Here is a 25,119-nt window from a genome sequence, read left to right as displayed (position 1 = left end):
CGAGGTGGTGGCCGAATTTGGCGAGATCGGCGTTCTGGTGTTGATGTTTCTGGCGGGTTTGGAACTTCATTTTTCGGAATTGACCCGCAACACCCGCGTGGCGGCTTTCAGCGGGATTCTGGGCGTCCTCACGCCGGTGGGATTGGGGCTGCTTGCCGGGCGACTGTTCGGTTACTCCTTCCCCAACGCTGCCTTTATCGGACTGACCCTGGGAGCTACCAGCGTCAGTATTTCCGCTCAAACCCTGATGGAATTAAAGGTTTTGCGCAGCCGGGTCGGGCTGGGTCTGCTGGGTGCGGCCGTGTTCGATGATATTCTGGTCATTCTTCTGCTTTCTACCTTCCTTGCGCTTTCGGGTGGTGGCAGTGCATTTGACATTTTGATTGTTTTTGTAAAGATGATCGGGTTTCTCAGCCTATCGGCTGCATTTGGCTTGTGGGTCTTACCCAGACTCTCCCGCCGCGTCAGCGCCATGCCTGTCAGTCAGGGGATGTTGACTTTCAGTTTGATCATCATGATGATTTACGGTCTGGCTGCCGAATTAATCGGCGGTATGGCTGCCATCACCGGCACATTCCTGGCAGGTTTGATGTTCGCCCGCACGCCGGAAAAAAACCAGATCGAACCCGGGTTGCGTTCACTTGCTTACAGTTTTTTTGTTCCCATTTTCTTCGTCAACATTGGATTAAGCGTGGATACCCATACGCTTAACCTGAATGCCCTCTGGTTGATGCTTGTAATCAGCACATTTGCTATACTGGGTAAAGTGATTGGCTGCGGTTTGGGAGCAAAACTGGGTGGTTTCAACTGGCTTGAATCGCTGCAGTTGGGCATTGGGATGATTTCCCGCGGAGAAGTGGGCCTGATTGTTGCCAGTATCGGTCTGGCAGAAGGATACATCAATGAAACTGTCTTTTCAGCAATCGTAGGCATGGTGCTGATTACCACCCTGCTCACCCCGCCCTTACTGCGGGCGTCCTTTAAAACAGCCACCGCCTACTCAACTGCCCCCGCTCAAGAATAACGATTCCCGATGGTTCACGGGAGGAAAATATGTACATGATTTTCTTCGTTTTACACAATCCAGAACTTCTCGAACAGGTGTTGAATGCCTGGGAAGAAGCCGGCGTTGGTGGAGTAACCATTTTTCCCAGTACAGGCTTGGCGCGTATCCGCGCCAAAGGTGCATGGCGGGACGACTTACCGCTATTTCCCAGTCTGGAAGATTTTCAGGAACACCTCCAAAATCTCAATCGCACGCTGATCACCATTGTCGAAAATGATGCCATGGTAGATAAAGTGGTGGCTGCCACCCAAAAGGTAACCGGCGACCTCAATCTGCCCAATACTGGCATTCTCTCCGTTTTGCCAGTGGTTCGTAGTTACGGCTTAAACCGTATTCCAGACGTCAATGGATCGTAGAGCCGCCTTGATTTGACGGAACAAGCAGGGTCTGGTAAAATCATCGGGCTTGGAGCGTTGTACCCTTCGCTCTCAGCCAATTCTCATTTTTTGTTGGATGAAAGGGCTTGTATCATGAAAGTTTTGCTGATTAAGGACGTTTACAAACTGGGACGCGCTGGTGATGTGAAGAAAGTTGCCGATGGCTTTGGCCGCAACTATCTGATCCCGCAAGGACTGGCAGTTCTGGCCACCCCCGGCACGCTTAAACAGGTGGATCAAATCCGTGCCAAAGCCGCTGCCCGCCGCCAGGAATTGAACAGCGAAATGAGCAGTGTTGCCGAAAAATTATATGGCAAATACTTCACTTTCGCCTCCAAAGCCGGTGAAACCGGGAAACTTTACGGTTCAATTACCACTCAAATGATTGCCGATGCAATCAAACAAAACCTGGGTATTGAGGTTGACCGTCACCAAATCGAATGCGAGCCGATTCGCAATCTGGGCGAACATGTTGCCCACGTCCGCCTGACGGTTGACCTTGTTCCTGAAATCCACATTGTGGTTCACCGTGAAGGGGAAGTTGTGCAGGTTCCTGCTGTGGAAAGCCAACCCCAGCCTCAATCCGAAACCCCTGCCGAAGAAACACCGGCAGCCTGAGATAAAAACGCGATTTTTCAATCAATCAAGACCGGCCAGTGCCAGTAATTCGGCGGCAGGCCGGTCTTTGATTGAGGGTATAATACGGCAATGAAACTCACCCTTGGGCAGTACCTGCGTCAACTGCGCGAAGAGCGCGGATTCAGCCTCGAACAACTGGCTCGGGCAACCCGTATTAACCCTACCTACCTGCGTGCGCTGGAAAACGATGAGCCAGCTCTGCTGCCCTCCGCGGTTCAGGGGCGCGGCTATCTACGCTTGATCGCCAGCACATTCAACATCAACCCGCAACCTCTCCTGGCTGCTTTTCCGGATAAGGAGCTGGTGTTATCCTCCCCAGCAACGGAGGAAAACCCAGTCGTGGAGGAAGCACAACCCGAACGAACCCAGCCGGCCAGCGTTTCCACTTCCCCTCCCGTCAACGAAACCACGCCGCAAACAGAGGCGGCAGATGAAGTCTACAGCGAAACCGTCCCACAAGGGGAAGCCATCTCATCGGAGGATACCCAACTTTCATCGCTTCCGGTTGAGGGGAGTTCTACTTTCATCTTTTCCCAAATCGGCCAGCAATTCCGCGCTCAACGCGAGGCGTTGGGAATTTCTCTGGAAGATGCTGAACGATTTACCCGCCTGAAAGCCCGTTATTTGCGGGCTATCGAGGAAGGGCTTCTGGAACAGCTCCCTTCCCTTGTTCAGGGAAGAGGAATGCTGCGCAATTACGCTGAATTTCTCAACCTTGACAGCGAAGCCATCTTATTGCAATTCGCCGATGGATTGCAGCGCCGTCGGCTGGAACACCTGGCCGCCACAGCGCCTTCCCGCGCAACAACATCTCCCGCCGGAAAAACGAGATTTCCCAATCGTTTCTCTCTTTTCCTGCGGAGGTGGATGACACCTGACCTGCTGGTGGGGAGCATGTTGTTTTTTATCCTCCTGGTATTCGTCATCTGGGGCACGGCGCGCGTTTCCGGTTTGCAAGATCAGGAGACACAGGTAACACCCCCCTCCATTTCCGAAATCCTGTTGAATACCGCTGATGTGAGCGGCTCAACCATCGCGGCCCTCGCTGAATCACCCACCCCGACCGCCGCACAAAACAACACCTTCACCTTACCATCTTCCCCCGAGGAAAGTGGAGAATCCCCCAGCCAGCCGCCTGCCAGCAGCGACCCCGTGCAGGTGTATGTGATTGCCAATCAACGCGTCTGGATGCGGGTTGTGGTAGATACCCGCGTCGCGTTTGAAGGGCGTACCATTCCCGGCAGCGCTTATCCGTTCACCGCTAAAGATGCGATTGAATTAACCGCCGGAAATGCAGCCGGAATTCAAATTGTGTATAACCAGAATAATTTAGGCAATTTAGGCGGGGCAGGTGATGTGATTCGTTTGATTTTTACCGCGCAGGGCACGGTTGTTCCAACCCCGTTGTTTACCAGCACTCCCGCCCCCACTCTGCCGCCCACCTTCACCCCCCAGCCTACGCCGCTATTACCCACCCCCACTGTGACACCGTTCGTTCCTTAGAGGTAGGATGAAATCCAAAAGCTTTTACCTGCTTTCATTAGGTTGCTCCAAGAATACTGTAGATTCGACCTCCATGGCGGAGCTGCTCCAACGCGCCGGATATCAGCCAACTGAAAAAGCGGCGCAAGCTTCCGTCTTGATTGTGAACACCTGTGGCTTCATTCAACCGGCGCGCGATGAATCCATCCGCGAGCTGCGCGCGTTAGCCCGCCGTAAACGCAACGGACAAATCCTGATCGCTGCGGGATGCTTAACCCAGCGCTACCGCGAGTGGGTACTGCAGCAAGTACCCGGTATTGATGGCATCATGGGCACCCGCCGCTGGATGGATATTCTGGATGTCATCGAAAAAGTTCGTCAATCGCCGCCCCAGCCGGTTTATCACATTCCTGAGGACGGCATCATCGGGCGGGATGAAAAGGGGGTTCTACGCGCTGCCGTTCAAGGCAGCAGTGCATACCTGAAAATTGCCGATGGCTGCCGCCGTCCGTGTGCATTTTGTGCCATCCCGCTGATCAAGGGGACGCTGGTCAGCCGCCCGGCGGAGACCATTGTTCAGGAAGCCAAACAGCTTGAACGGCAAGGCGTCCAGGAACTGATCCTGATCGCTCAGGACACCACGGATTACGGCCACGATCTCGGTATTCGAGACGGATTGCCGGCTCTGTTGGATGACCTTTTGAAAGCCACCTCGATTCCCTGGATTCGCATCCTGTACGCCTTTCCGGGCTACGTCACCGACCGGTTGATCGAAATGATGGCATCCAACCCGCGCGTTTTGCATTATCTGGATATGCCCCTGCAGCACGCTCATCCCGACACCCTCAAACGGATGCGCCGCCCGGCCAATGTGGAATGGGTGTACCGCACACTCGAAAAAATGCGCTCCGCCATGCCGGATCTGGCCATCCGCAGTACTTTCATTGTCGGTTACCCCGGCGAAACGGAAGAGGAATTTCAAACCCTGCTGGATTTTTTGCAAACCGTTCAACTGGACCGCGTTGGCGCTTTCACTTTCTCCTTTGAAACCGGCACGGCCAGTGAACCGCTGGGCGATCCCATCCCTGCTGAGGTAAAACAGGAACGTTTAGAACGATTGATGAAATTACAGGAAAAAATCTCCCTTCGGCGCAACCAGACTTTCATCGGTAAACGCATGGAGGTACTGGTTGAGGGATTTGACCGCAATCTGACCATCGGCAGATCGTATCGTGATGCCCCTGAAATTGACGGATTGGTATTCGTGGAAGGGCAGGCTCCACTGGGCAGTATTGTGCCGGTACAGATCAGCGGTGCATTACCTCACGATTTGACCGCCGTCCCTATTGGAGAATAATCTCAGCCATCGTGTATGAAACGCCTGCCTGACTTCACCGCCTTGCTTTTAACCCTCATCACCCTTGTGGCGGTTTATCAGGTTACTACCCGGATTTACGAAGGGGTGCCCCACATCGAAGATGAAGTGGCTTATTCATGGCAGGCTGCCCTGTACAGCCGCAATCAACTTGCCATTGAATCGCCACCCTGTCCACATTGCTTTCTGACCCCCTTTGTGGTGGATTATAACGGCTTACGCTTTTCCAAATACCCTCCCGGTTGGGCAGCAGCCCTTTCGTTGGGAGTGCGCTTGAATTTACGCGACTGGGTCAATCCACTGCTGGCAGCCCTGTGTGTCTGGATGACTTACCGCCTGGTAAGCCGTATGACCCGTCCGCTAACCGGTTTGCTGGCAGGCCTGTTAACCCTGACTTCTCCCTTCTTTTTGTTAAATGCGGGAACGTTGCTCTCACACATCTGGTCATTCTTTCTCACGCTTACTTTTTTACTGGCATGGCTGGAAATTACCGCTCCGCAAACTTCCATTCCCCGCTGGATAAGCGTGCTGCTGGGCGGTCTTTCTCTGGGACTGCTGGCGCTCACCCGCCCGCTCACCGCCGTTGCGGTTGCTTTTCCTTTCTTCGTTGAAGGAATCGTCCACCTGTTTCGATCCCCTTCAGCAGTGCGTTCGTCTTTGCTGATGACCGGCTTACTGGCAGGTGGGCTGGCAAGTTTACTTTTCGTCTGGCAATATGCCGTTACCGGCAATTTTTTGCTCAACCCATATACCCTGTGGTGGGAATACGACAAAATCGGTTTTGGGCCCGGCATCGGCGTACAGGAAGGTGGACACAACCTGTACTGGGCAAGGCTGAACCTGAAACACAGCCTGCACAGCGGTGTAAGCGACCTGTTTGGCTGGGGACGAATTTCCTGGCTGTTCCTTCCGTTCGGTTTCATAGCCCTCCGCCGCCGTAAAGCGGTTGGGGCTGCGCTCGCCATTGCCCCCTCTTTGATGCTGTTCTACATGCTTTATTGGATCGGCGCCCAATTATACGGACCGCGTTACTATTTCGAAGGGTTGATTAGCGCCACCTTATTGACATCTGCCGGAATTGTCTGGCTGGCTGGAAGATTATCTGCGATGCGGCGGTATAGCCGGGACTGGTGGCTTTCGCGCCTGCGCTTCGCGTTGACTTGCGGAATTGTTTTTTTCTTGATAATCTGTAACCTCTGGTTTTACCTGCCGGCGCGGCTGGGGGGAATGGTTCATCTGTACGGTTCAAGCCGCCAGCAGTTATTGCCCTTTCAGAGTCAGAACGCCGCTGATTTGACCCCTGCGCTGGTCTTCGTTCACCGTCAGAAAAACTGGCGGGAATATGCCACCCTGCTGGAACTCAGTTCACCTTATCTGGACACGCCATTTGTGTTCGTTTTTAGCCGCAGTGATGAAGACAACCAGCAGGTCATGCGCGCTTTTCCGGGGCGCAAAGTCTGGCATTATTATCCGGACGAGCCATATCGTTTTTACACCGCTCCGCGCCCGTGAGCGGATTATCAGGAAGCACGCGCTACCGCAGTCAAAAGCAAGACCAGAACTGATAAAACCCCATTTACCACCAGCAGGCGGTCTTCCTGTTTTTGCAGCCGCTTGATGATATCCGGTTGCAGTTCCTTACCGGCGGCACGCATCAACGCCAGCCGGCGTAAAGCAGGGGTCAAACCCCACGTGTTATAGGCACTAACCACAATCATCAATGCCACGATACCATGCTTTGCAAGAATCGCAACCGACCAGCTGTTTTCAATGGCCAAAAAGCCTTCATAGGCAGGGTGCGCGCTCATCTGAAACATCCCAGTGCCGATTAAGACTGCCAGGCTGAACCAGCCCACTTGCTGAAGCCGGCTTTGCATTTTTTCCAGAAAGCGGGCATAAGCATCAGCGTTGAGCATCCTTCTGGCGTTTGGAATGACCAGCAGCGCCAGGGTTGCCAGTCCACCCAGCCACGTTACCGTAGCCAGCATGTGAAGCCAGTAAGCCAGCGCCAGTCCCCAATTCGGCAAGTCTTGCATGTCGTTTATCCACCCGATTCTGGGGTAGGGCTTGGAGTTTCGCCGGGGGTATCTCCACCCTCAGCGGGAGTGGGGGTGTTTTCAGGAAGGGGGGGTATCTCTTCCGGCGCTTCTTCCTGGTTGGGCGGATTCGCGCAGTATTGGGCTGCCTGTGCCGCCGCGTTTTCCGCCACCGCATCCGGTCGGATCGTCAGTGCATTGCGATACTGAATTTCGGCATCACAATACAAACCCTGGGTCATTAATTGATCCCCATAGCGGATTGAAGCCACCCGATAGCGTTCAACCGCGGTCATGCCCGAAGCATCGCGCAAATTCGGCAGGGAGGGATAAATATCGGCAAAATAACGCACCACCCGCGCCCAGTCTGCCCCCCAAAAACTGGCCGCCGAAAGGTACATGCGCGCCCAATTGCGGTAATTTTGGGCTTCAACATCCAGCGGAGCAAAACGTTCGGCCAGGGTCAGGTTATAAATGCCCACTTCCAGTTCCCCGCGGCTCACATTTTCAATGCCTAAAAACCGCAGGGCAATGTAATACATACCATCCACATCCACCGAACGGTAGTTCACATTCTTATCCCGCAGCCGTTGAATGGCCTCAACGGCCTGTCCCCACTCTTTGTTCACCAAATGCTGGGAAATTTGATTGAAAATTTCTTCCTCACCGCGCAGGTCGGGAGTAGGTTCCAGCGTGGGGGTGGGTGCCGGGGTTGGGGTCAAAGCCAAAGAATAGAGCATATTGGCTTCAACGTATTTTTCTGCCGCGCCCGGAAAATCCGGTTGAAGTGAAATGACATACTCAAAACGTTTACGGGCAGTTTCGTAACGCCCGGCCTCCAGATCTACCAGCCCCAACTGGTACTGGTAGGTAGCCTCCATAATCACCTGATTTTGCTGCGCCTGTTTTCGCAGTTCAATACCGGCACGGTATCCCAGAAACACGCCAATGGCTGCACCTGCCAGCAAAAACACAACACCCATTAAAAACACCCAGAAGGGAATTCTTTTATGGGTTTTGGTTTCGGCCTGTTCTTGCAACTCTGCTTTACCTTCAGCCGGTAACACGGGTTCGTGGTTGATGGTTGCCTTTTCCGTCATGAGGGCAATTATACCCTACCTCTCCCTCATAATTTAAGCAACAGGCGCAGTTCAGGCATCAGGATTGGTATTGCTGCCAGCCCGCCGCCTGCCAGCGAGAGCAGACTTTGAAGCAACGGATTCCAGTCGGCCATGAGAGTCATTCCCAGCCAGACCATTGCTCCGCCGGCAGCGGCTGCCATCAGACCGCGCAGCAGGCTGCCCCCCCATTGTAGCGAACGCACCAGGCGGCGGTTGAGAATCAACAGCAGCAAGACCGCCTCGGCAGTGAAGGCAATCGAGTCGGTCAGGCTGATGCCGGCAGCTCCGAACACTCGGTACAACTGGCTGCTGACCAGCACATATACAACAAAGGTAAAACCTGCCCCAAGCAGCGGAATCAAAGCATTCTGACGGGCATAAAAGGAACGGACTGCCACTTCTACCAGACTTTGTCCCAAAAGACCCGCCAGATAAGCCCGCGTGACCCAGGTCAGCAAATCGGTGCCGGCCGGGTCAAAATCGAAAGCCAGCATCAGCAACGGCCGCAAACCGAAGGACAGGATTACTGCCACCGGTAGGGTAATCGCAATCAAAACCCTGACCGCCCGCTGGATGCTGGCAAAGAATTCCTCTCGATCCTGCCGCGCAAATTGCTCTGAAAGGGTTGGCAGTAAAGCGGTTCCAATCGTCGTGCCAATTAGGGTTTCCGGCACCTGAAAAATCATCCAGCCATAGGTCAGCGCAGTCACCGCCCCCTCTTCCAGCCGTGATGCCAGATTATCGCGCACAATGAAAATTAATTGAATGAACATCATCGTTAACAGGCGCGGCCCCATCAGGCGCAGCACCTTGCGAACTGGTTCGGTGTTCAACCCCAGTCCGCTGTTCCAGCGAAACTGATAGCGAATCAAGCCCGGCAGCTGAATGCCCAAATGCAGAAATGCCCCAATAATGACGCCATACACCAACCCATGCACCCCCAGTCCAAACGAAGGCAGAATCAGCCCCCCAAGACGGTAACCCTCCTGAGGAGAAAGGATCAATGCGCCAAAAATTTGCCCAAAGTTATACAACAAGGGGGCCATCGCCGGTAACAAAAAGTGCTGATTGGCCTGTAAGCCGGCCATCACCAGACCGCTGATAGAAAAAATCAGCGTTGCAATCAGGTTCAAGCGCATCAGGTTGACGACCAGATCCTGCTGAGCGGTTTCAAACCCCGGCGCAATGCCCAGCTCCCATCGCACCATTGGATCCGCAAACAGAGCAATTATCATGGCTAATCCGGCTGTGACCAGAAAAGCCAGGTTGGCGATTTTGGAAAACAAATTCCAGGCTGCCTGCCTTCCACCTTTGGTAATTTCTTCCGCCAGTACCGGGATGAAAGCCATTGCCAGCGCACCCCCGGAGATGAGCGCAAACAGCAAGTCCGGCAGATTGTTGGCAACATTAAACGAATCCAGCTCCGCAGAGAGGCCAAACTGCCGTGCAATGATCACCTGGCGGATAAAGGCTACCACTTTATCCAGCGCAAAAAACACCACCAACAGTAAGGTGATGCGGCTAACCCGCGAGAATTTTGAGGGTTTATCCAAGGGCTACATCCAGCGCCATCATGACTGCAAAGCCGAGCATCAGTCCAATGGTGGCCATGTCCGAATGTTCACCGCGCTGCGCTTCGGGAATTAACTCTTCCACACACACGTAAATCATGGCACCAGCGGCAAAAGCCAGCGCGTAGGGCAAAATCGGCTGAATGAAGTACACTGCCGCTGCCCCCAGCACACCTGCAATCGGCTCCACAATACCGGAGGCCTGACCCATCAAAAAACTTTTCCAACGGGAGATGCCTTCACGCCTGAGTGGTGCAGAAACTGCCAGTCCTTCAGGGAAGTTCTGCAAACCAATTCCAATTGCCAGCGCCACTGCCCCGGCAATGGAAGCCTCCGGGATACCGCTGGCAGCCGCCCCAAAAGCGACGCCCACAGCCAGTCCTTCCGGAAAGTTGTGCAGGGTAATTGCCAGTACCAGCAGCACACTGCGCTGCCAGGAAGTTTTGATGCCCTCTGCCGCGCTGAGCGGTTCTCTGAAATGCAGATGGGGCAGCAGCCGGTCAATCAGATAGAGAAACGCCCCGCCCATCAGAAAACCAACTACGGCCGGTATCCAGCCCGGTATGCCCATGCCTGAAGACATCTCAATTGCCGGTGCCAGCAGCGACCAGAAACTGGCTGCAATCATCACCCCGCTGGCAAACCCCAGCAGGGTATCCAACAATCTTCGATTGACTTCGCGGGTTAGAAAAACGCCGGCTGCACCGAGAGCCGTGACTCCCCACGTGAATAAAGTCGCAAATAAGGCTTGAACAACTGGATTGAAATTCTCCAATGCTGCAATCATGTTTCACCTCATAAGATGTTTTTCTATCAAGACTCGCTTTCGAATCATTCTTTATCGGGAATGCTTTATAATCGTCACCATGAAGATGGGTCAATTATACATTGTTGCAACCCCTATCGGAAACCCTGAGGATATCACCCTCCGGGCAATCCGGATTTTGGGAGAAGCTGATGTTGTCATTTGCGAAGAACGCCGCCAGGGCAGCACCCTGCTTAAAAAGTTGGGAATCACACCCCGGCAACTCATTTCCCTCAACGAACATAATGAAACCGAACAGGCCGCTACATTGGTGCAGCGCATGTTGCTGGGGGAAAGCATGGCGCTGATCAGCGATGCCGGCACGCCGGTATTTGCTGATCCGGGTGCTGAACTCATCCGGCAGGCGGTTGAGATGGGCATCACGGTCACAACTGTGCCGGGGGCATCGTCCCTCATGGCGCTGCTCAGCCTGCTGGATACGAAGCTGGAGCGTTTTGTCTATGTCGGCTTCTTGTCCCGTTCTCCTCAGGAACGACGGCAGGAGCTGCAGCGCTTTCTTCGCCTGAATTTACCGCTCGTCATTATGGATACCCCCTACCGCCTTTCCAGCCTGTTGGAGGATATTGAGAAAACCGCCGGTAAAAATCGGCGTCTGACGCTGGGTTTGAATCTGACTCAGCCGGGTGAACAAGTTGTGCGCGGCACTGTGGCCGAAATCCGCCGCATGGTGCAGGGTCGCAAGGCCGAGTTTATCCTGCTTTTACATTGAAGCCAGACTCACAAAAGTTTTCCTTCTCGTGTTGTTTATCTCCAGGCCCACCGGCGGCGTTGATCCAGCCGCATCAGCCCCCATCTGCGCGCAGCTGCCAGGGCTTGTTGATATTCCTGCGTTGTAATCGGGCGGTTCAACTCTTCATAATTACCGGCCTGATAAGCAGGATGGTATTGATCCATCAGGTTGAGATAGACACTTTTGGAAATTTCTTCCGCTAAAAATTGCAGCACTTTTTCAGTACCAGCCAGCTGGTTTGGCAGCACCAGGTGGCGTACCAGCAGCCCGCGCCGCGCAATTCCCTGTTCGTCCAGCTGCAAGTCTCCCACCTGCCGCTGCATCTCACGGACGGCTGCCTGATTAACTTCAACATAGCGGGGTACTTTGGAATAGCGGCGGGCAGTATCATCATCTCCATACTTCATATCTGGCATGTAAATATCCACAATTCCATCCAGTAATGCCAGCATTTCCAGTGAATCATAACCCCCACTGTTGTAAACCAACGGCAGGCGCAAACCGGCCTGCACCGCAATCAGAACTGCGGCAATGATTTGCGGTACAACATGCGTTGGGGATACCAGATTGATGTTGTGGCAGCCGGCTTCCTGCAGCCTGAGCATGATTTCCGCCAGTACTTCGGGTTCAACTTCCCGGCCCCTCCCCACCTGACTGATCTCAAAGTTCTGGCAAAAAACGCAGCGCAAATTACAGCGGGTGAAGAATATCGTCCCGGAGCCGGCCCAACCCCGCAGGGGTTCTTCTTCGCCTAAATGCGCCCCGAAACTGCTCACCTGAGCCTTTACCCCGGTTTTACACACGCCCAATTCACCTTCCAACCGGTTGACACCACATCTTAAAGGGCAAACATCGCAGGCTTGCAGATGAGCATAAGCCTCATCAATGCGTTGTTGAGCCTTGCCGCTTTCCAATAGATGCAGGTAAGCCGGTTCAAAAGGCGTCATACCATCCCTCAACATTAATTATAAACAACCCCGGCTCAGGAAAAATTTCGGGAATCCTTGAAAAAAACACTTCTTTTGATTTGATTCGCCGACCTGTAAAATTTTGAAATGTTATGATTTGATTAACCGCTGCATTTGCTTGTAGTTCAGGTATGTTATAATGATCATATGACTGTAGAACCTCAACTCACACCCGTTGAATCAGCCGGCAAGCCTTCCAACACCCAGCCACAACCGAGCTCCTCAGAAGAACGGTCTGCAGACAATCGGCGGGCTACCGGCATCATCGTGGGAGTGGTTGTGGTTATGCTGTTGATCATTGGCGGCATCGTTTTACTGGCACTGGCGCCCGAAAGTACCACCGCCAAGGTGCGGGATATTTTCATCATCGTGATGGCACTGGAATCGCTGGTACTGGGGGTTGCTGTCATCGTGTTGATCATTCAGGTTGCCACCCTGATCAATCTGCTGCAAAATGAAATTAAACCAATTCTGGATTCGACCAACGAAACGGTCAACCACCTGCGCGGCACAACCCAATTTCTCAGCAACAATTTGGTTGAACCCGTCATGAAACTGAACGAATATCTGGCAGGCCTGCGCAAATTATTTGACTTCATCCGCCCGGACCGGCGGTGAACCGGGTTGATTCTAAAACCCAACACATTCATTAACATGCCAAAGAAAGGAGAATGAGATGTCTGAACGAGATGATTTTGGAGCTTTCCTGATCGGTTTTGTGATTGGAGGCTTGACCGGCGCAATTACAGCTTTATTGCTTGCCCCGCAATCCGGGGAGGAAACCCGCGAAGTGATCAAAGAACGCGCCATCGAATTGCGTGACAAAGCCTCTGACACAGTCAGCACCACCTACGCAGAAGCCGAAAAAGCAGCCAACGAAGCCCTGCGCCGTGCCGAGGAGTTGCTGGAAAAAGCCAAGAAATCTGCCGAGGAACTCCAGCAAAAAGGCTCAACCCTGCTGGAAGAACAAAAATCCAAATTGAGCAAGGCCGCCTCCAAGGCCGGTGATGCAGCTGAAGAGATTAGCGAGACCCTCTCCTAATTGATCTGACTTGCTGAAGCAGCCGGCTGAACCTGACCGGCTGCTTTTAATTCAAACCGGAATCACCCTCACCGCGTCTTGTGTTTCTTCGCGGTTGTAGAGGCGCGTCAGGGCGTCGGGTACAGCATGGAGAATATCTCCCGCCAAAACCGAAGCCGACTGCCCCATACGCGTTTGAGCAATCAGACCGGCGTGAGCGTGTATCCAGGCCGCTGCCACAGCAGCCGGGTACGGCGCAACCCCTTGCGCCAGCAATCCGGCGATCAATCCCGCCAGCACATCCCCACTCCCTGCCCGCGCCAGCGCAGCAGAGGCCACCGGAATATGATGAACCTTTCCATCCGGCGCGGCTACTACCGTAAAAGCCCCTTTCAACACCACCACATGCCCCCATTGCCGGGCAAACCGGCGGGCTGTGGCGGAGCGATCGGCCTGAATTTGTGCTGTGGAAAGACCGGTAAGCCCACTCATCTCACCCGGATGGGGGGTTAAAACCGACGGCGAGGGCAATTTTTCGTACCAATTTTCAATCGTTGCCGTCAACCTCAGTCCATCCGCATCCAGCACCAACGGCGGTAAGGGCAGCCTTTGGCTGAACAGGCGCTGAACGAACCCGGCAGTGGCGGGGGCAGTGCCAAGGCCTGGTCCAACCAGTAAGGCTGTCGCTCGTTCCAGATGATCAAGAACGCTTTGGGCAGCCGCTTCCGCAATACCGCCATCCCTTTCCGGCAGGGTCAGCCAGGTGACCTCGCTTAAGCGACCGGCCAGTGCACTGCGTACCGCCGGAATAACCGCCATGCGCACCAGCCCAGCCCCGCTGCGATAGGCCGCTTCGGCTGCCAGTCCCGCTGCCCCAATATAATCCTCACAACCGGCAACCCCCAATACGGTTCCAAAAGTGCCTTTGTGAGCACTGGCAGGTCTTTCTGGCAGCCACGAACGCACCTCCGCTGCGCAAGCCACAAAATCGCTAATCTGTTGTAAGGCGGTCAAATCTGCCGGTAACCCCAACGGCACAACCCCCAGTTGACCGGTCAATTCAGCCGCCGGAAAACGCAATAACCCGATTTTGACAGCATCCATGCAAACCGTTAACTGCGCCGGGATGGTTGCCGGGGAAGCCTGTCCGTTGTCACAATCAACGCCGGAGGGACAATCCACCGCCACGACAAACGGCAACGGGGTAAATTTTCGCACATGCCCTAAAACACGCTCCACCTCTGGTTTGAGGGGCAGTTGAATACCGGTGCCCAGCACAGCGTCCAGCAAAACATCACTTTCAGAAAGCCACTCATCCAGCACTTTGAAATCCGCATCCCTCTTGGCCTCATACACTTCAACACCGGCGTTTCTGACCCGCTGCAAATGAACATCCCCCTCAGGTCGCGGGCGCACCAGATAAGCCCGCCCCTTCCATCCAGCCTTCGCCAGATGTTCCAGGGCAACCAGCCCATCTCCGCCGTTATTGCCGGAACCGATCAGTCCCACAACCGATTTTGCCTGTGAAATCGCGGGGGAAGTTAAAACCGCGTTGGCTACACCGCGTCCAGCTCGTTCCATCATTTCAGCGTAAGAAACCCCGCGGGCATCGCCCTCCCGTTCAATCGCCCGCATTTGATCAACATTAACCAATGGAATAGGCCTCATCATCACAACCTCCTGCAAAATCAATTATAGCCAAGTTCGATGTGAGAAAATGAGCGAGAGTTCAGCAGCCTCAAGGTATAATCTACCTCATGCGAAAATGGCTTTATCTGGCTGTGTTTGTTTCCGGCATGACCACCCTGGCAGCCGAAATGTCCGCCTCGCGCTTGCTGGGTAATTATTTTGGCACCAGCAATCTGACCTGGGCAAGCATCATCGGTTTGATTCTGATTTATCTGACCGCCGGTTATTTCATTGGCGGGCGCTGGGCAGATCGGTCTCCTCATTACTCGACTTTCTTTCAAATTTTAATCTGGGCAGCCTTTTCAATCGGCTTAATCCCCCTGGCTTCGCGTCCCATTCTGCGGCTGGCGGCGAATGCCTTTGATAACCTCGATTTAGGAGTTTTATTTGGCTCGTTTAGTGTGGTGATGATTCTATTCATCATCCCGATTACCCTGCTGGGCACCGCCTCACCATTTGCCATCCGGCTGGCGCTGCGGGATTCGCGTACTGCCGGAAGTATCGCCGGCCGCATTTACGCCATTTCCACACTGGGTTCATTTCTTGGCACATTCCTGCCGGTGCTGATCCTCATCCCTCTGGTAGGTACTTACCGTACCTTTCTGACCATTTCCGCGTTTCTTTTATTGATTTCTCTGCTGGGATTGGGAGTAACCTGCAGCTGGCGTCGAACGTTGTATTACGCCTGGATGCCGGGCGTTTTACTTTTGCTGGCAATTTTTGGCACGCGCGGGACAGATAAAGCCAACCCTGGGCTGATTTTTGAAACCGATTCGGCCTATAACTATATCCAGGTGTTGCAATTCGGCGAAACCCGTTACCTGCGTCTCAACGATGGGCAGGGAGTGCATTCGGTTTATCACCCCAGCAATTATTTTTACAATGGTCCTTGGGAACAGGTGCTGGTTGCCCCTTTTTTCAACCCCGCGCCGGTAGAGCGCAGCAGCATCCGGAGCATGGCGATTGTCGGACTGGCAGCCGGCACAACCGCCCGACAGGCCGGGTTGGTTTTTCCCAACCTGACCCTTGACGGCATTGAAATTGACCCTGAAATCGTAGAGGTTGGCCGTCAGTATTTTGGGATGAACCTGCCCTACTTGAATGTCATCGTTCAGGATGGGCGATGGGGGCTGGCTCGTTCGAACCAGAAATATCAAATCATCAGCGTGGATGCTTACCGGCCGCCCTACATCCCATGGCACATGACTACCCTGGAGTTCTTTCAACTGGTCAGAGACCGCCTGACGGAGGATGGTGTGATGGTGATCAACGTTGGGCGCAGCCCCACTGACCGCCGCCTGATTAACACCCTTTACACAACCATTGCACAGGTATTTCCCAGTGTGCATATTATGGACCTGCCCGATTCGTTCAATTCCATCTTGTTTGCGACGGTGCAGCCAACCCGGGTGGAAAATCTCACGGCTAATTTTCAGCAGTTGAGTGAATCCCCCGATACCCCCTTTCTCCTGCTACAAGCCATGGCGGTTTGCATCCAGAACCTGCAACCCGCCCCACCGCCGGGTGTGGTTTTCACCGATGACCGATCACCCATTGAGTGGATTACCAATGAGATGATTTTGGATTTTCTGTTTTCCGGAGAAGTGGAGACCTTGCAATGAAAACCTTTCGCTCTCTTGTCCTCTATATTCTGCTCCCCGCTGTGGTTTTATTTGTAATGATGACCTCCATCCGGCTTTTGATGAACCCGCTTTTCCTTACAATTGAATACAACATGCCCGGTTTTCCGCCGGATGCGTTTGGCTTTACAAAGGATGACCGCCTTCATTGGGCAAACCTCTCCTTGAAATACCTGCTCAACGATGCAGATATTTCTTTTCTGGGGGATTTGAGGTTTGAAAATGGCTCTCAGGTTTTCAATGAACGCGAGTTACGTCACATGCTGGATGTCAAGATTCTGGTTCAGCAGATGATTCGCGCATGGGGCATTCTGGGCATCTTCATTTTCCTGACCGGCGTGTGGGCATGGCGTGGCAGGTGGCTGGGGGAATACTGGCTGACCCTCTCGCGCGCCGGCTGGGCAATCCTGATCGTCATCGGCCTGATTCTGGCTGGGGTGATGATCGGTTTTTCTTCGCTTTTTACCGGCTTTCACCTGATCTTCTTCGAGGGAGACACCTGGCTTTTCTACTATTCAGACACCCTCATTCGCCTGTTTCCGCTGCGTTTCTGGCAGGACGCCTTTACACTGATGGGCATTCTCTCCGCTGGCGGCGGAATTGCTTTGATTTTACTTGGCAAACGATTGTTCCAAAAAACCATCACAACCCAAACCAGCAATTAGCGCCTCACAAGACCCAACAGGCGTGGTATGGAAAACTTATCGTCACCTTTTCATTGACTTTGGGCAATTCCAGTTTGCGCTCATTGAACACGTCCAACAAGAGTGGTACTCCTTCCAGTTCTAACCAGATACGGACGATAGCGCCCAAAAAGGAAATTTGCCGCACCTGCGCGGTCAATTGATTCCAGCCATCCACTTTGCCCAATTTGACTTCCTCAGGACGGATGGCCAGTTTGGGCTGATCGCTGAGGGGGATGCGCTGGCTGTGCTCAATTTGAATAGTCTGTTCACCAATCCGGTATGCCCCCCGCTCACGATCAACCACCTGCACCGGAATCAGGTTCAGCTGGCCGATGAAAGAAGCCACAAACTCGGTTTGCGGGTAATTGTAAATCTCAAAAGGTGTACCGATTTGTTCAATTCTGCCTTTGTTCATCACCACAATTCGATCCGAAAGCGACAGCGCCTCTTCCTGATCGTGAGTGACGTAAATTGTGGTAATTTTCAATTCCTGTTGAATACGGCGGATTTCAGCCCTCAGCTCAACCCGAATCTTTGCGTCCAGCGCCGAAAGTGGTTCATCCAATAGCAGCACCCGTGGACGGATTGCCAGAGCACGCGCCAGTGCCACCCGTTGCTGCTGCCCTCCGGAGAGTTGGTAAGGGTAGCGTTTTTGCAATTCCTCCAGTTGAACGATTTTCAAAATCTCCGAAACCCGCTGGCGAATCTGATCGGCGGGCATTTTACGCACCGATAATCCAAAGGCCACATTATCGGCCACACTCATATTGGGGAATAAGGCGTAGGATTGAAAGACCATCCCTACCATGCGTTGATTGGGCGGTAACAGGGTGATGTCTTCGCCTTCCAGGAGGATTTTGCCCTGATCCGGCACCTCAAAACCCGCTACCATCCGTAGGGTGGTCGTCTTCCCACATCCACTGGGACCGAGAAAGGAAACAAACTCACCGCGCTCAACCTCAAGGTTGAAATTCTCTACTGCAAGGGTATTACCGTAGTATTTGGAGAGATTAGAAAGCAGAAGATAGGTCATTGTGATTGTCAACCTCAGTGAGCTCCTGCAATTTGGGTTTGAACTCTTCCGCGATTCAATAATTGAATCAGTCCTATGAATGCCCAGGTCAGGGCAAAGCTGATGATTGCCAGGGAGGAGGATTCATAAGTCTTGTTCTGCCCAACCAGCGACATGTACGGACCAAACGCGCGAATCCCAACCAGAAAACTGGCAATGGTAAATTCTCCCATCACAGTCGCCACTGCCAGAAATGAACCGCTCAAAATTGAAACGCGCACGTTGGGAAGAATGACCCGGAATAAAATAGTGCCCCAGCCTGCTCCCAGGCTTTGCGCCGCTTCGGTCAGCGTGCGGACATCTATGGCTTGCAAGCCGGTATCAATTGAACGATATAAATAAGGCATCGTCAAAACCACATAAGCTGCCACCAGCAGCACATTTGTACCGGTAAAGGTGTTCGTAAGAAAAAATGGCGCACCACTAAACACGCGAATCAAGCCGAAAACCAGCACAATCGCCGGCACGACAAACGGCAGCATACTCACAAACTCAATCAATCCTCTTAATTGCGGCAGTTTCAGGCGGATCCAGTAAACGGTGGGGAAAATGAGCAAAATTCCGGCCAGTGCCGTGAACACCGCCATTTCCAGCGAAAAAATAAAAGTCCTGAGAAAAAGCGGGTCAGCAAAAACACGCTCATAGGCAAGGAAACTATATACTCCCTTTCTGGCTTTCAGGGAAAACTCGAAGGTTGCCAAAAGTGGCAGGAAAAAATACAAACCTCCCAAAAACATCCAAAACCATGACCACAATACATTGCGTTTGCTCATACTCTCAACCACCTCTCACTGCGCCGGCGCAGGAAATAATAGATGGTAATCGCTCCTGCCATGACAATCACCATGCCAATTGCCAGCGCATAACCCAAACCCGTATTTTGCAACACATCCCCCTTAATTTGTGACCCAATCAGAATCGTAATCAAGTTGATAAACCCGCCAGTCAGAGAAAGGGCAGTGGCATATGCACCAAAGGCATTGCCAAAAAGCAGAATCATGGCACCCAGGATTGAGGGGGTCAAAACCGGCAGCGCAACTCGCCGCCAGTAAGTCCATGAGGAAGCTCCCAAATTTTCAGCAGCTTCCCGCCATTCCCGCTTCAAACCATCCAAAGCAGGGGTGATGATCAAAATCATCAACGGAAATTGAAAATACAGGTAGGTGAGGGTCAGCCCCCAAAAACTGTACAGGCTGAAACCGCGGTCGTACAAATCAAAGCCCGCCATTTTTAACAGAACGGTAACCATACCGGTACGTCCAAGTGTTGCGATAAAGGCAAACGCCAGGGGAACACCGGCAAAATTTGAAGCCACTCCTGAAAAAGTCAATAAGGCATTGCGCAGTCCTTTGGGCAAACCGCCCAACGTAACCGCATACGCCATAAAGAAGCCCAATATCCCCCCGCCGACTGCAGATGCCAGACTGATGCGAATGGTCACCCAGTAGGCGCTGAGAATGGATGGACTGAAAAGGTCCAGATAATTTTGGAAGGTAAAATTCCCCTGCCGATCCTGAAAACTACCGCTCACCAGAGAAAACGACGGTAAAAACACAAACAGAAAAATAAAAAGAAAGAAGGGTAATACCCCCAGCCAGTTCAACAGGGATGAGGGAACGGGACGCGCGCGACGCGCGTCCCGTTGATTGGACGAATTTTGTGTTAACCTATTTGACATCCGCGCCAACAACCTGCATCCATTTTTCGGCAATCAGTTGTTTGGCATTGTTGATTTGCTCAACGGTCGGGAAGACCGCCTTGGCATACAGTTCAGCGGGCGGCAGGGCATCATTCAGTTCCTGCGGAATCACATTGCGCTTGACCATATCGTTATACCGAATGGGATGGCAACCGCCCTTAAGCCAGATTAATTGACCCTCATCCGAGTAGAGGAATTCCATCCACAACTTGGCTGCGTTGGGGTGAGGGGCGTAGGCACTAATTGCCTGCAGGTAGACACCGGCAATCACACCACTCTGCGGAATGACCACCGCGATTTCGGGATTACCCGCCAGCGCGTTCTTGTCTGCCAGAGCGTTGTAGTCCCAGCGCATTACCACCGGGGTTTCGCCTTTGGCAATGGTAGCCTGCTTGGCGATTACCGGCACGAAATTACCGGCATCATTCAGTTTTTTGAAGAATTCCAAACCAGGAGTAACATCATCCAGCGTACCACCGTTTGCCAGCGCAGCGGCCATAATGCTCATCTGTGCCTGAGCCGAAGCACGCGGGTCACCCGCCAGCGCAACCTGTCCCTTGTATTCAGGTTTCAGCAAGTCTGCCCAATCCTGCGGCACATTCTGAACAACATCCTTATTCACTTCAAAGGCCAGCACGCCGTAATAATCACCGTACCAGTAGCCATCCGGGTGTTTAACCTCGTCGGGAATGGTATCCCATGTGGAAACTTTGTACGGCATAACCAGTTTTTCTTCAACCAGCTGCGGGCCGTACCCAAAACCCACATCAATCACATCCGGCGCTTGAGGGCCTTTGTTGTCCTTATTGGCTTTGATGGCCTCAATCTCATCCGCCGAGCCGGCATCCGGGTTCAGCTCATTGACCTGCAAGCCGTATTTAGCCTTGAAAGTTTCAATCGCCTCGCCGTAATTGCACCAATCATGCGGCAAGGCAATGACGGTCAACATCCCTTCTTCCTTGGCTGCTTTTACCAGCGGGTCAGTTTCGCCCTGATTTGCAGCAGGCGCGGCCGGCTGACAGGCGGTAACGACCATCATTAATGCTACAGCCAGAATGACCAGCATTCTAAAACGATACAGTTTATGAGACATTTTTCTCCTCCTGAGAAATTGGATATGAAACCTTTGTTATCTTACCAAAAGTATCCATTTTTACACCATTAAGTGATGTTAATGATTGGTAAAGGATGAAAAGAATTTTGTTTAAATATTTTTAATTATAGAAATAAAAAAAGAGATGAGCAACTGATTTGTGCTCATCTCTTTGCTGGAAAAACCTTTCAGCGAATCGCTACCGGGTTTTCACGGTCAGAAGCCGGGTCGAACAGGTGGAAATTATCCATATTGAAGACCAGCTGTACCCTTTCGTCAATATGGAAGCGGGTACGCGGATCAACCCGGGCAACAAAATTGTGCTTGCCGCTGACCATGTAAAGGAAAATTTCATTTCCCATTAACTCGGTAACATCCACTTTGCATTCCACCGGCGCAGCGTGAATGCCGGGCGGGGCAAATTGAGGATTGTGGATGTCCTCTGGACGAATTCCAAAGATCACCTCGCGACCAGCGAAGGGGGCATAGGTCTTGACCTGATCTTCGGGGATCTTGACCGCAAAGTCACCGGTGTCCACAAACAAATCGTTTCCGTCTTTCCGGAGGTGGGCTGGGAAGAAATTCATGGATGGTGATCCGATAAAGCCGGCAACAAACATGTTGGCAGGTTTGTCATACAGGTTTTGCGGCGTATCTAACTGCTGTAAAATGCCTTTGTTCATCACCGCAATACGGGTTGCCATGGTCATGGCTTCGACCTGATCGTGAGTCACGTAGATGAAAGTGGTCTGCAGCCGTTGATGCAGTTTGCTGATTTCAGCCCGCGTCTGGACGCGCAGCTTGGCATCCAGGTTGGAAAGCGGTTCATCGAACAAAAATACCTTGGGCTCACGCACAATGGCCCGCCCTACGGCAACACGCTGGCGTTGACCGCCGGACAGTTCGCGCGGTTTACGTTTGAGCAGGTGCTCAATTCCTAAAATTGCCGCTGCTTCTTCGACCCGTCTTTGAATCTCCTGCTTGGGCACTTTGCGGAGTTTGAGACCAAACGCCATGTTGTCAAACACCGACATGTGAGGGTAGAGCGCATAGGATTGAAACACCATGGCAATATCGCGATCTTTGGGCGGTACATCGTTCACCACCCGATCGCCAATTTTGACCTGTCCGTCGGTAACCTCTTCCAGACCCGCCAGACAGCGCAACGCGGTAGTTTTGCCACACCCTGAAGGCCCAACCAGCACCAAGAACTCTTTGTCTTCGATGTGGATGTTGAGATCATTGAGCGCGACAAAATCACCAAACTTTTTCCAAACATGATCGTACGTTACACTAGCCATGAAAAACCAACCTCCTTAAAGAATATCGTGATTTGATTATAGCCCGTGCCACCCAAAAATACAATTGACATTCAGCAGGATTTTCCCCGTTTTTTTCGGAATCGGTTTTCTGGTAAACTAATTAGAGAGTTATCCTCAGAAAAGGAAAATCCATGAACGATCATCTTCGGATTGGGCTCGCCCGAATGCACGTGGAGGCGGGTGAAGTGCGGGACTTTTTACCCTCGCTGATGACTCACATCTCCAACTGGGGAGGCGAGGTGGTACTGGAACTCGGTTATGGTTCCGGCATGGGTTTGAGTGAACAGGAATATCGGAACGCGTGTCCATCGGTGCGATTTGCCTCGCAAGAGGAAGTTTATCAGCAGGATATTGTGCTGGTACTGCGCTACCCGGAAGAAAATCTCTTGAAAATGATGCGCAAAGGCGCTTGTCTGATGTCCATGATTCACTTTCCAACCCGCCCTCAGCGCATCGAATTTCTCAAGTCGCTGCAAATTGAAGCAATTTCTCTGGATTCCATTAAAGATGATACCGGCCGCCGGTTGGTGGAAAACCTGCGGCTGGTCGCCTGGAATGGTGTGGAAGTTGCTTTTCGCGTTCTGCGAGAAATTTACCCCGCCCCCGGCTTCGAAAGCCCGCACCGGCCGCCAATTCACGTCACACTGTTAGGAAGCGGTGCGGTTGGCATGCACGTCATGCCGGCCGCCATCCGCTATGAAAGGCTCTTACTTTGAGCGCGCGCTCTACCGGGCTACTTTGCATGGCTGGTTAACCATGAAGGGTGATTAATGAAGTTATTTTCAAGATTGTGATCAATCCATCCAAAAACATAGAACTTAAGTGCTATAATGGTAGCATCTTTATCCCCTGCCCGGAGTATCCACCCATGCCTGAGTTACCGGAAGTTGCCTCGCGCGCCCGACAAATGAACACAGAGCTTCGCGGAAAATTGATCAGCGGTGTTGAAGTTGTTCAACCGAAATGCCTGAATCTATCTGTGGAGGAGTTTCAATCGGCTTTATGCGGTTCCTCCATTCAGGAAGTCACCTATCATGGCAAGTGGTTGTTTGTGCACCTCAATCAGGGCTGGCTGCTCTTGAATCTGGGGATGGGCGGCGAAATTCTGCTGGTCACCCGCTCCTCTCTCCCTGAAAAATACCGCCTTATTCTGGATTTTACGGATGGTAGCTGCCTCGCCATTAATTTCTGGTGGTTTGGTTTCGCCCATTTTGTGGCTGAAAACAATTTGGAACATCATAAGATGACCCGTAAACTGGGGCCGAATGCCCTCGATCTGAATACCAACGACCTGAAGAGATTATTCCAGGAGAGGACAGGACATTTGAAGTCCTTTCTGCTGGATCAAAGCCGGATCGCCGGAATCGGTAACGCCTACATCCATGACATTCTGTTTCTCGCTCAATTGCACCCACTACGTTCCATTAAATCGCTTACCGATTCAGAAATCGAAAGACTGTCCAATGCCATTCAAACCTGCTTGCGCGCCAGCCTTGAAAAAAACGGCGCATTTTATGAGGTGGATTTGCACGGTTGGAGCGGCTCTTTCACCATGGAAGATATTTTGATCGGGTACAAAGAAGGCCAACCCTGCCCCGTCTGCCGGACCACAATCCAGAAAATCAAGACCGGCAGCACCAGCAGTTTTATCTGCCCGGTTTGTCAGCCACTCCTTTGATCTTTACTGGATTATTTTACAATTCCCACCCATCTGGTCAGGCTTCAATGGTCAGTGGAAGGATTGCAAATCCACCGGCTTGCGTTATACTGAACCAACTCACATTTTTTTTGTGATTGTTTTTCGTTAACCTCACAGGAGGCAAGTTAAATTGGCAGTTTCAGATGCTGTTTTGAATTATGACTTGAAGCGCGCTGTTCACCCGAATCGTCTTAAGGGATTATGGCGGTTGATGCGCGGCTTCCGCAAATTATATATCGCTGCTACATTAAGTTTGGGTATTTCGGCGGTTGCAAAGACGCTCACCTACCTGTTGCTGCGATATTTCGTGGATGACTATCTGGTAGCCGGAAGCGCTGCGTTTACCCTTCCGGCAATTGCCATTGGATTCATTTTACTGGCAGGGGTAGAGGGCGGTTTTTCATTCCTGAGCGGTAAACTGGCAGCCCAAACCGCCGAGGGCATTACCCGCCGCCTGCGCAATTACCTTTTTGACCACATTCAGCGCCTGACGTTTACCTATCACTCCCGTATGGAAACCGGCGAGCTGATTCAACGCTCCACTTCGGATGTGGATGCCCTGCGTCGCTTCTTTGCGGATCAGGCTATTGGCATCGGGCGGATTATCTTGCTGTTTGTGATTAACTTCATCGCACTGCTTCAACTTAACGTCAAACTGGCTTTGATTTCGGTGGTGGTCGTGCCGGTGATTGTGGGAATTTCCCTGTTTTTCTTCCGAAAAATCTCAAAGGCCTATGAGGACTACCAGACCCAGGATGCTGTCCTTTCAACCACCCTGCAGGAAAACCTGACCGGTATTCGGGTGGTCAAAGCCTTTGCCCGTCAGGAATACGAGATCGGTAAATTCGAACGGGATAACTGGGAGAAATTCCTGCGCGGCAAGAAACTGCTTAAAATGCATTCCCTCTTTTGGCCGATCTCGGACACGATTTGCAACATCCAGATTCTGGTCGGTTATCTGGTTGGGGCATCAATGGCCATCAACGGTGATTTCGCCGTTGATGGCC

General features: G+C 52.4%; 25 protein-coding genes. 14 read left to right on the top strand and 11 right to left on the bottom strand.

The genetic code is table 11. From position 1 onward, the window contains the following. The 6 genes from VAE48_RS15230 to VAE48_RS15205 all read left to right on the top strand — a co-directional run. Positions 1-1,024, top strand: a 1,024-nt coding sequence (locus VAE48_RS15230) for a cation:proton antiporter (RefSeq protein ID WP_322794188.1), incomplete at its 5' end; no start/stop codon positions are given. A 29-nt stretch (positions 1,025-1,053) separates the two neighbouring features. After that, positions 1,054-1,422 (top strand): hypothetical protein, encoded by a 369-nt coding sequence (locus VAE48_RS15225; protein WP_322794187.1) that lies wholly within the window; start codon positions 1,054-1,056, stop codon positions 1,420-1,422. Positions 1,423-1,536: 114 nt separating this feature from the next. Further along, positions 1,537-2,061, top strand: a complete 525-nt coding sequence (rplI, locus tag VAE48_RS15220; RefSeq protein WP_322794186.1) for a 50S ribosomal protein L9 — start codon at positions 1,537-1,539, stop codon at positions 2,059-2,061. Positions 2,062-2,151: 90 nt separating this feature from the next. Continuing rightward, a complete protein-coding gene (locus VAE48_RS15215; RefSeq protein WP_322794185.1) occupies positions 2,152-3,585 on the top strand; it encodes a helix-turn-helix domain-containing protein in 1,434 nt (477 codons plus the stop codon). Positions 3,586-3,592: 7 nt separating this feature from the next. Next, positions 3,593-4,921: a 30S ribosomal protein S12 methylthiotransferase RimO gene (rimO, locus tag VAE48_RS15210; protein ID WP_322794184.1), complete on the top strand. Its 1,329-nt coding sequence runs from the start codon at positions 3,593-3,595 to the stop codon at positions 4,919-4,921. 15 nt (positions 4,922-4,936) lie between these two features. Further along, positions 4,937-6,451, top strand: a complete 1,515-nt coding sequence (locus VAE48_RS15205; RefSeq protein ID WP_322794183.1) for an STT3 domain-containing protein — start codon at positions 4,937-4,939, stop codon at positions 6,449-6,451. Between the two features lie 8 nt (positions 6,452-6,459). Here VAE48_RS15205 and VAE48_RS15200 read toward each other — a convergent pair whose 3' ends face one another. The 4 genes from VAE48_RS15200 to VAE48_RS15185 are packed head-to-tail and all read right to left on the bottom strand — an operon-like array spanning position 6,460 to position 10,454. After that, positions 6,460-6,975 (bottom strand): CopD family protein, encoded by a 516-nt coding sequence (locus VAE48_RS15200; RefSeq protein ID WP_322794182.1) that lies wholly within the window; start codon positions 6,973-6,975, stop codon positions 6,460-6,462. A 5-nt stretch (positions 6,976-6,980) separates the two neighbouring features. Beyond that, on the bottom strand, positions 6,981-8,075 hold the full coding sequence (locus VAE48_RS15195) for a hypothetical protein (RefSeq protein WP_322794181.1): 1,095 nt from the start codon (positions 8,073-8,075) through the stop codon (positions 6,981-6,983). Between the two features lie 26 nt (positions 8,076-8,101). After that, positions 8,102-9,649, bottom strand: coding sequence for a murein biosynthesis integral membrane protein MurJ (gene murJ, locus VAE48_RS15190; RefSeq protein ID WP_322794180.1), 1,548 nt, complete (start codon positions 9,647-9,649; stop codon positions 8,102-8,104). Beyond that, positions 9,642-10,454, bottom strand: a complete 813-nt coding sequence (locus tag VAE48_RS15185) for a ZIP family metal transporter (protein ID WP_322794179.1) — start codon at positions 10,452-10,454, stop codon at positions 9,642-9,644. Before VAE48_RS15185 ends, murJ begins: the two co-directional genes overlap by 8 nt. On the opposite strand from VAE48_RS15185, the gene rsmI reads away from it, so the two are divergent. Next, positions 10,453-11,202, top strand: coding sequence for a 16S rRNA (cytidine(1402)-2'-O)-methyltransferase (gene rsmI, locus VAE48_RS15180; RefSeq protein ID WP_322794178.1), 750 nt, complete (start codon positions 10,453-10,455; stop codon positions 11,200-11,202). The genes VAE48_RS15185 and rsmI overlap by 2 nt on opposite strands. Positions 11,203-11,237: 35 nt before the next feature. Here rsmI and VAE48_RS15175 read toward each other — a convergent pair whose 3' ends face one another. Continuing rightward, complete coding sequence (locus VAE48_RS15175) at positions 11,238-12,170, bottom strand: radical SAM protein (protein ID WP_322794177.1); 933 nt, start codon at positions 12,168-12,170, stop codon at positions 11,238-11,240. Positions 12,171-12,338: 168 nt separating this feature from the next. Here VAE48_RS15175 and VAE48_RS15170 point away from each other — a divergent pair, with 168 nt between their 5' ends. Together VAE48_RS15170 and VAE48_RS15165 are read left to right on the top strand one after the other, a co-directional pair. Next, positions 12,339-12,809, top strand: a complete 471-nt coding sequence (locus VAE48_RS15170) for a hypothetical protein (protein WP_322794176.1) — start codon at positions 12,339-12,341, stop codon at positions 12,807-12,809. A gap of 58 nt (positions 12,810-12,867) precedes the next feature. Then, positions 12,868-13,233, top strand: a complete 366-nt coding sequence (locus tag VAE48_RS15165; protein ID WP_322794175.1) for a YtxH domain-containing protein — start codon at positions 12,868-12,870, stop codon at positions 13,231-13,233. 51 nt (positions 13,234-13,284) lie between these two features. On the opposite strand, the gene VAE48_RS15160 is transcribed toward VAE48_RS15165, so the two are convergent. Beyond that, positions 13,285-14,883, bottom strand: coding sequence for an NAD(P)H-hydrate dehydratase (locus VAE48_RS15160; RefSeq protein WP_322794174.1), 1,599 nt, complete (start codon positions 14,881-14,883; stop codon positions 13,285-13,287). 86 nt (positions 14,884-14,969) lie between these two features. Between VAE48_RS15160 and VAE48_RS15155 the strand changes: the two genes are divergently transcribed. Together VAE48_RS15155 and VAE48_RS15150 are read left to right on the top strand one after the other, a co-directional pair. Then, on the top strand, positions 14,970-16,523 hold the full coding sequence (locus tag VAE48_RS15155) for a fused MFS/spermidine synthase (RefSeq protein ID WP_322794173.1): 1,554 nt from the start codon (positions 14,970-14,972) through the stop codon (positions 16,521-16,523). Next, complete coding sequence (locus tag VAE48_RS15150) at positions 16,520-17,206, top strand: TIGR01906 family membrane protein (protein ID WP_322794172.1); 687 nt, start codon at positions 16,520-16,522, stop codon at positions 17,204-17,206. The genes VAE48_RS15155 and VAE48_RS15150 overlap by 4 nt, the downstream gene beginning before the upstream one ends. Positions 17,207-17,210: 4 nt before the next feature. On the opposite strand, the gene VAE48_RS15145 is transcribed toward VAE48_RS15150, so the two are convergent. The 5 genes from VAE48_RS15145 to VAE48_RS15125 all read right to left on the bottom strand — a co-directional run bounded on the left by VAE48_RS15145 (position 17,211) and on the right by VAE48_RS15125 (position 22,392). After that, entirely contained in the window at positions 17,211-18,260 is a 1,050-nt protein-coding gene (locus VAE48_RS15145; protein ID WP_322794171.1) for an ABC transporter ATP-binding protein, read from the bottom strand. Positions 18,261-18,274: 14 nt separating this feature from the next. Further along, positions 18,275-19,072: an ABC transporter permease gene (locus VAE48_RS15140; protein WP_322794170.1), complete on the bottom strand. Its 798-nt coding sequence runs from the start codon at positions 19,070-19,072 to the stop codon at positions 18,275-18,277. Continuing rightward, positions 19,069-19,977 carry an ABC transporter permease subunit gene (locus VAE48_RS15135; protein ID WP_322794169.1) on the bottom strand — a complete coding sequence of 303 codons (909 nt, stop codon included), beginning with the start codon at positions 19,975-19,977 and terminating at the stop codon, positions 19,069-19,071. Before VAE48_RS15135 ends, VAE48_RS15140 begins: the two co-directional genes overlap by 4 nt. Then, entirely contained in the window at positions 19,967-21,091 is a 1,125-nt protein-coding gene (locus tag VAE48_RS15130; RefSeq protein ID WP_322794168.1) for an ABC transporter substrate-binding protein, read from the bottom strand. The genes VAE48_RS15135 and VAE48_RS15130 overlap by 11 nt, the downstream gene beginning before the upstream one ends. A 188-nt stretch (positions 21,092-21,279) precedes the next feature. Next, a complete protein-coding gene (locus VAE48_RS15125) occupies positions 21,280-22,392 on the bottom strand; it encodes a sn-glycerol-3-phosphate ABC transporter ATP-binding protein UgpC (protein ID WP_322794167.1) in 1,113 nt (370 codons plus the stop codon). A gap of 152 nt (positions 22,393-22,544) precedes the next feature. Here VAE48_RS15125 and VAE48_RS15120 point away from each other — a divergent pair, with 152 nt between their 5' ends. The 3 genes from VAE48_RS15120 to VAE48_RS15110 form a co-directional block, all read left to right on the top strand. Beyond that, positions 22,545-23,129, top strand: coding sequence for a hypothetical protein (locus tag VAE48_RS15120; RefSeq protein WP_322794166.1), 585 nt, complete (start codon positions 22,545-22,547; stop codon positions 23,127-23,129). A 152-nt stretch (positions 23,130-23,281) separates the two neighbouring features. Next, positions 23,282-24,091, top strand: a complete 810-nt coding sequence (locus VAE48_RS15115; RefSeq protein WP_322794165.1) for an Fpg/Nei family DNA glycosylase — start codon at positions 23,282-23,284, stop codon at positions 24,089-24,091. 151 nt (positions 24,092-24,242) lie between these two features. Next, positions 24,243-25,119, top strand: an 877-nt coding sequence (locus tag VAE48_RS15110; RefSeq protein ID WP_322794164.1) for an ABC transporter ATP-binding protein, incomplete at its 3' end; no start/stop codon positions are given.

It is taken from the genome of Bellilinea sp. (assembly GCF_034432615.1).
Lineage (GTDB): Bacteria > Chloroflexota > Anaerolineae > Anaerolineales > Anaerolineaceae > Bellilinea.
Note: the sequence above shows the minus strand (reverse complement) of the source record. Positions and strands in the feature narration are given on the sequence as shown.

Excerpts from the sequence above, each read along its gene's own strand:
- VAE48_RS15165 (WP_322794175.1), top strand. The coding sequence starts at position 12,868 with ATGTCTGAACGAGATGATTTTGGAGCTTTCCTGATCGGTTTTGTGATT.
- rsmI (WP_322794178.1), top strand. The coding sequence starts at position 10,453 with ATGTTTCACCTCATAAGATGTTTTTCTATCAAGACTCGCTTTCGAATC.
- VAE48_RS15205 (WP_322794183.1), top strand. The coding sequence starts at position 4,937 with ATGAAACGCCTGCCTGACTTCACCGCCTTGCTTTTAACCCTCATCACC.
- VAE48_RS15155 (WP_322794173.1), top strand. The coding sequence starts at position 14,970 with ATGCGAAAATGGCTTTATCTGGCTGTGTTTGTTTCCGGCATGACCACC.
- VAE48_RS15215 (WP_322794185.1), top strand. The coding sequence starts at position 2,152 with ATGAAACTCACCCTTGGGCAGTACCTGCGTCAACTGCGCGAAGAGCGC.
- VAE48_RS15200 (WP_322794182.1), bottom strand. The coding sequence starts at position 6,975 with ATGCAAGACTTGCCGAATTGGGGACTGGCGCTGGCTTACTGGCTTCAC.
- VAE48_RS15175 (WP_322794177.1), bottom strand. The coding sequence starts at position 12,170 with ATGACGCCTTTTGAACCGGCTTACCTGCATCTATTGGAAAGCGGCAAG.
- VAE48_RS15185 (WP_322794179.1), bottom strand. The coding sequence starts at position 10,454 with ATGATTGCAGCATTGGAGAATTTCAATCCAGTTGTTCAAGCCTTATTT.
- VAE48_RS15160 (WP_322794174.1), bottom strand. The coding sequence starts at position 14,883 with ATGATGAGGCCTATTCCATTGGTTAATGTTGATCAAATGCGGGCGATT.
- VAE48_RS15125 (WP_322794167.1), bottom strand. The coding sequence starts at position 22,392 with ATGGCTAGTGTAACGTACGATCATGTTTGGAAAAAGTTTGGTGATTTT.
- VAE48_RS15140 (WP_322794170.1), bottom strand. The coding sequence starts at position 19,072 with ATGAGCAAACGCAATGTATTGTGGTCATGGTTTTGGATGTTTTTGGGA.
- VAE48_RS15135 (WP_322794169.1), bottom strand. The coding sequence starts at position 19,977 with ATGTCAAATAGGTTAACACAAAATTCGTCCAATCAACGGGACGCGCGT.
- VAE48_RS15130 (WP_322794168.1), bottom strand. The coding sequence starts at position 21,091 with ATGTCTCATAAACTGTATCGTTTTAGAATGCTGGTCATTCTGGCTGTA.
- VAE48_RS15225 (WP_322794187.1), top strand. The coding sequence starts at position 1,054 with ATGTACATGATTTTCTTCGTTTTACACAATCCAGAACTTCTCGAACAG.
- rplI (WP_322794186.1), top strand. The coding sequence starts at position 1,537 with ATGAAAGTTTTGCTGATTAAGGACGTTTACAAACTGGGACGCGCTGGT.
- VAE48_RS15170 (WP_322794176.1), top strand. The coding sequence starts at position 12,339 with ATGACTGTAGAACCTCAACTCACACCCGTTGAATCAGCCGGCAAGCCT.
- VAE48_RS15115 (WP_322794165.1), top strand. The coding sequence starts at position 23,282 with ATGCCTGAGTTACCGGAAGTTGCCTCGCGCGCCCGACAAATGAACACA.
- VAE48_RS15195 (WP_322794181.1), bottom strand. The coding sequence starts at position 8,075 with ATGACGGAAAAGGCAACCATCAACCACGAACCCGTGTTACCGGCTGAA.
- VAE48_RS15145 (WP_322794171.1), bottom strand. The coding sequence starts at position 18,260 with ATGACCTATCTTCTGCTTTCTAATCTCTCCAAATACTACGGTAATACC.
- VAE48_RS15120 (WP_322794166.1), top strand. The coding sequence starts at position 22,545 with ATGAACGATCATCTTCGGATTGGGCTCGCCCGAATGCACGTGGAGGCG.
- VAE48_RS15150 (WP_322794172.1), top strand. The coding sequence starts at position 16,520 with ATGAAAACCTTTCGCTCTCTTGTCCTCTATATTCTGCTCCCCGCTGTG.
- rimO (WP_322794184.1), top strand. The coding sequence starts at position 3,593 with ATGAAATCCAAAAGCTTTTACCTGCTTTCATTAGGTTGCTCCAAGAAT.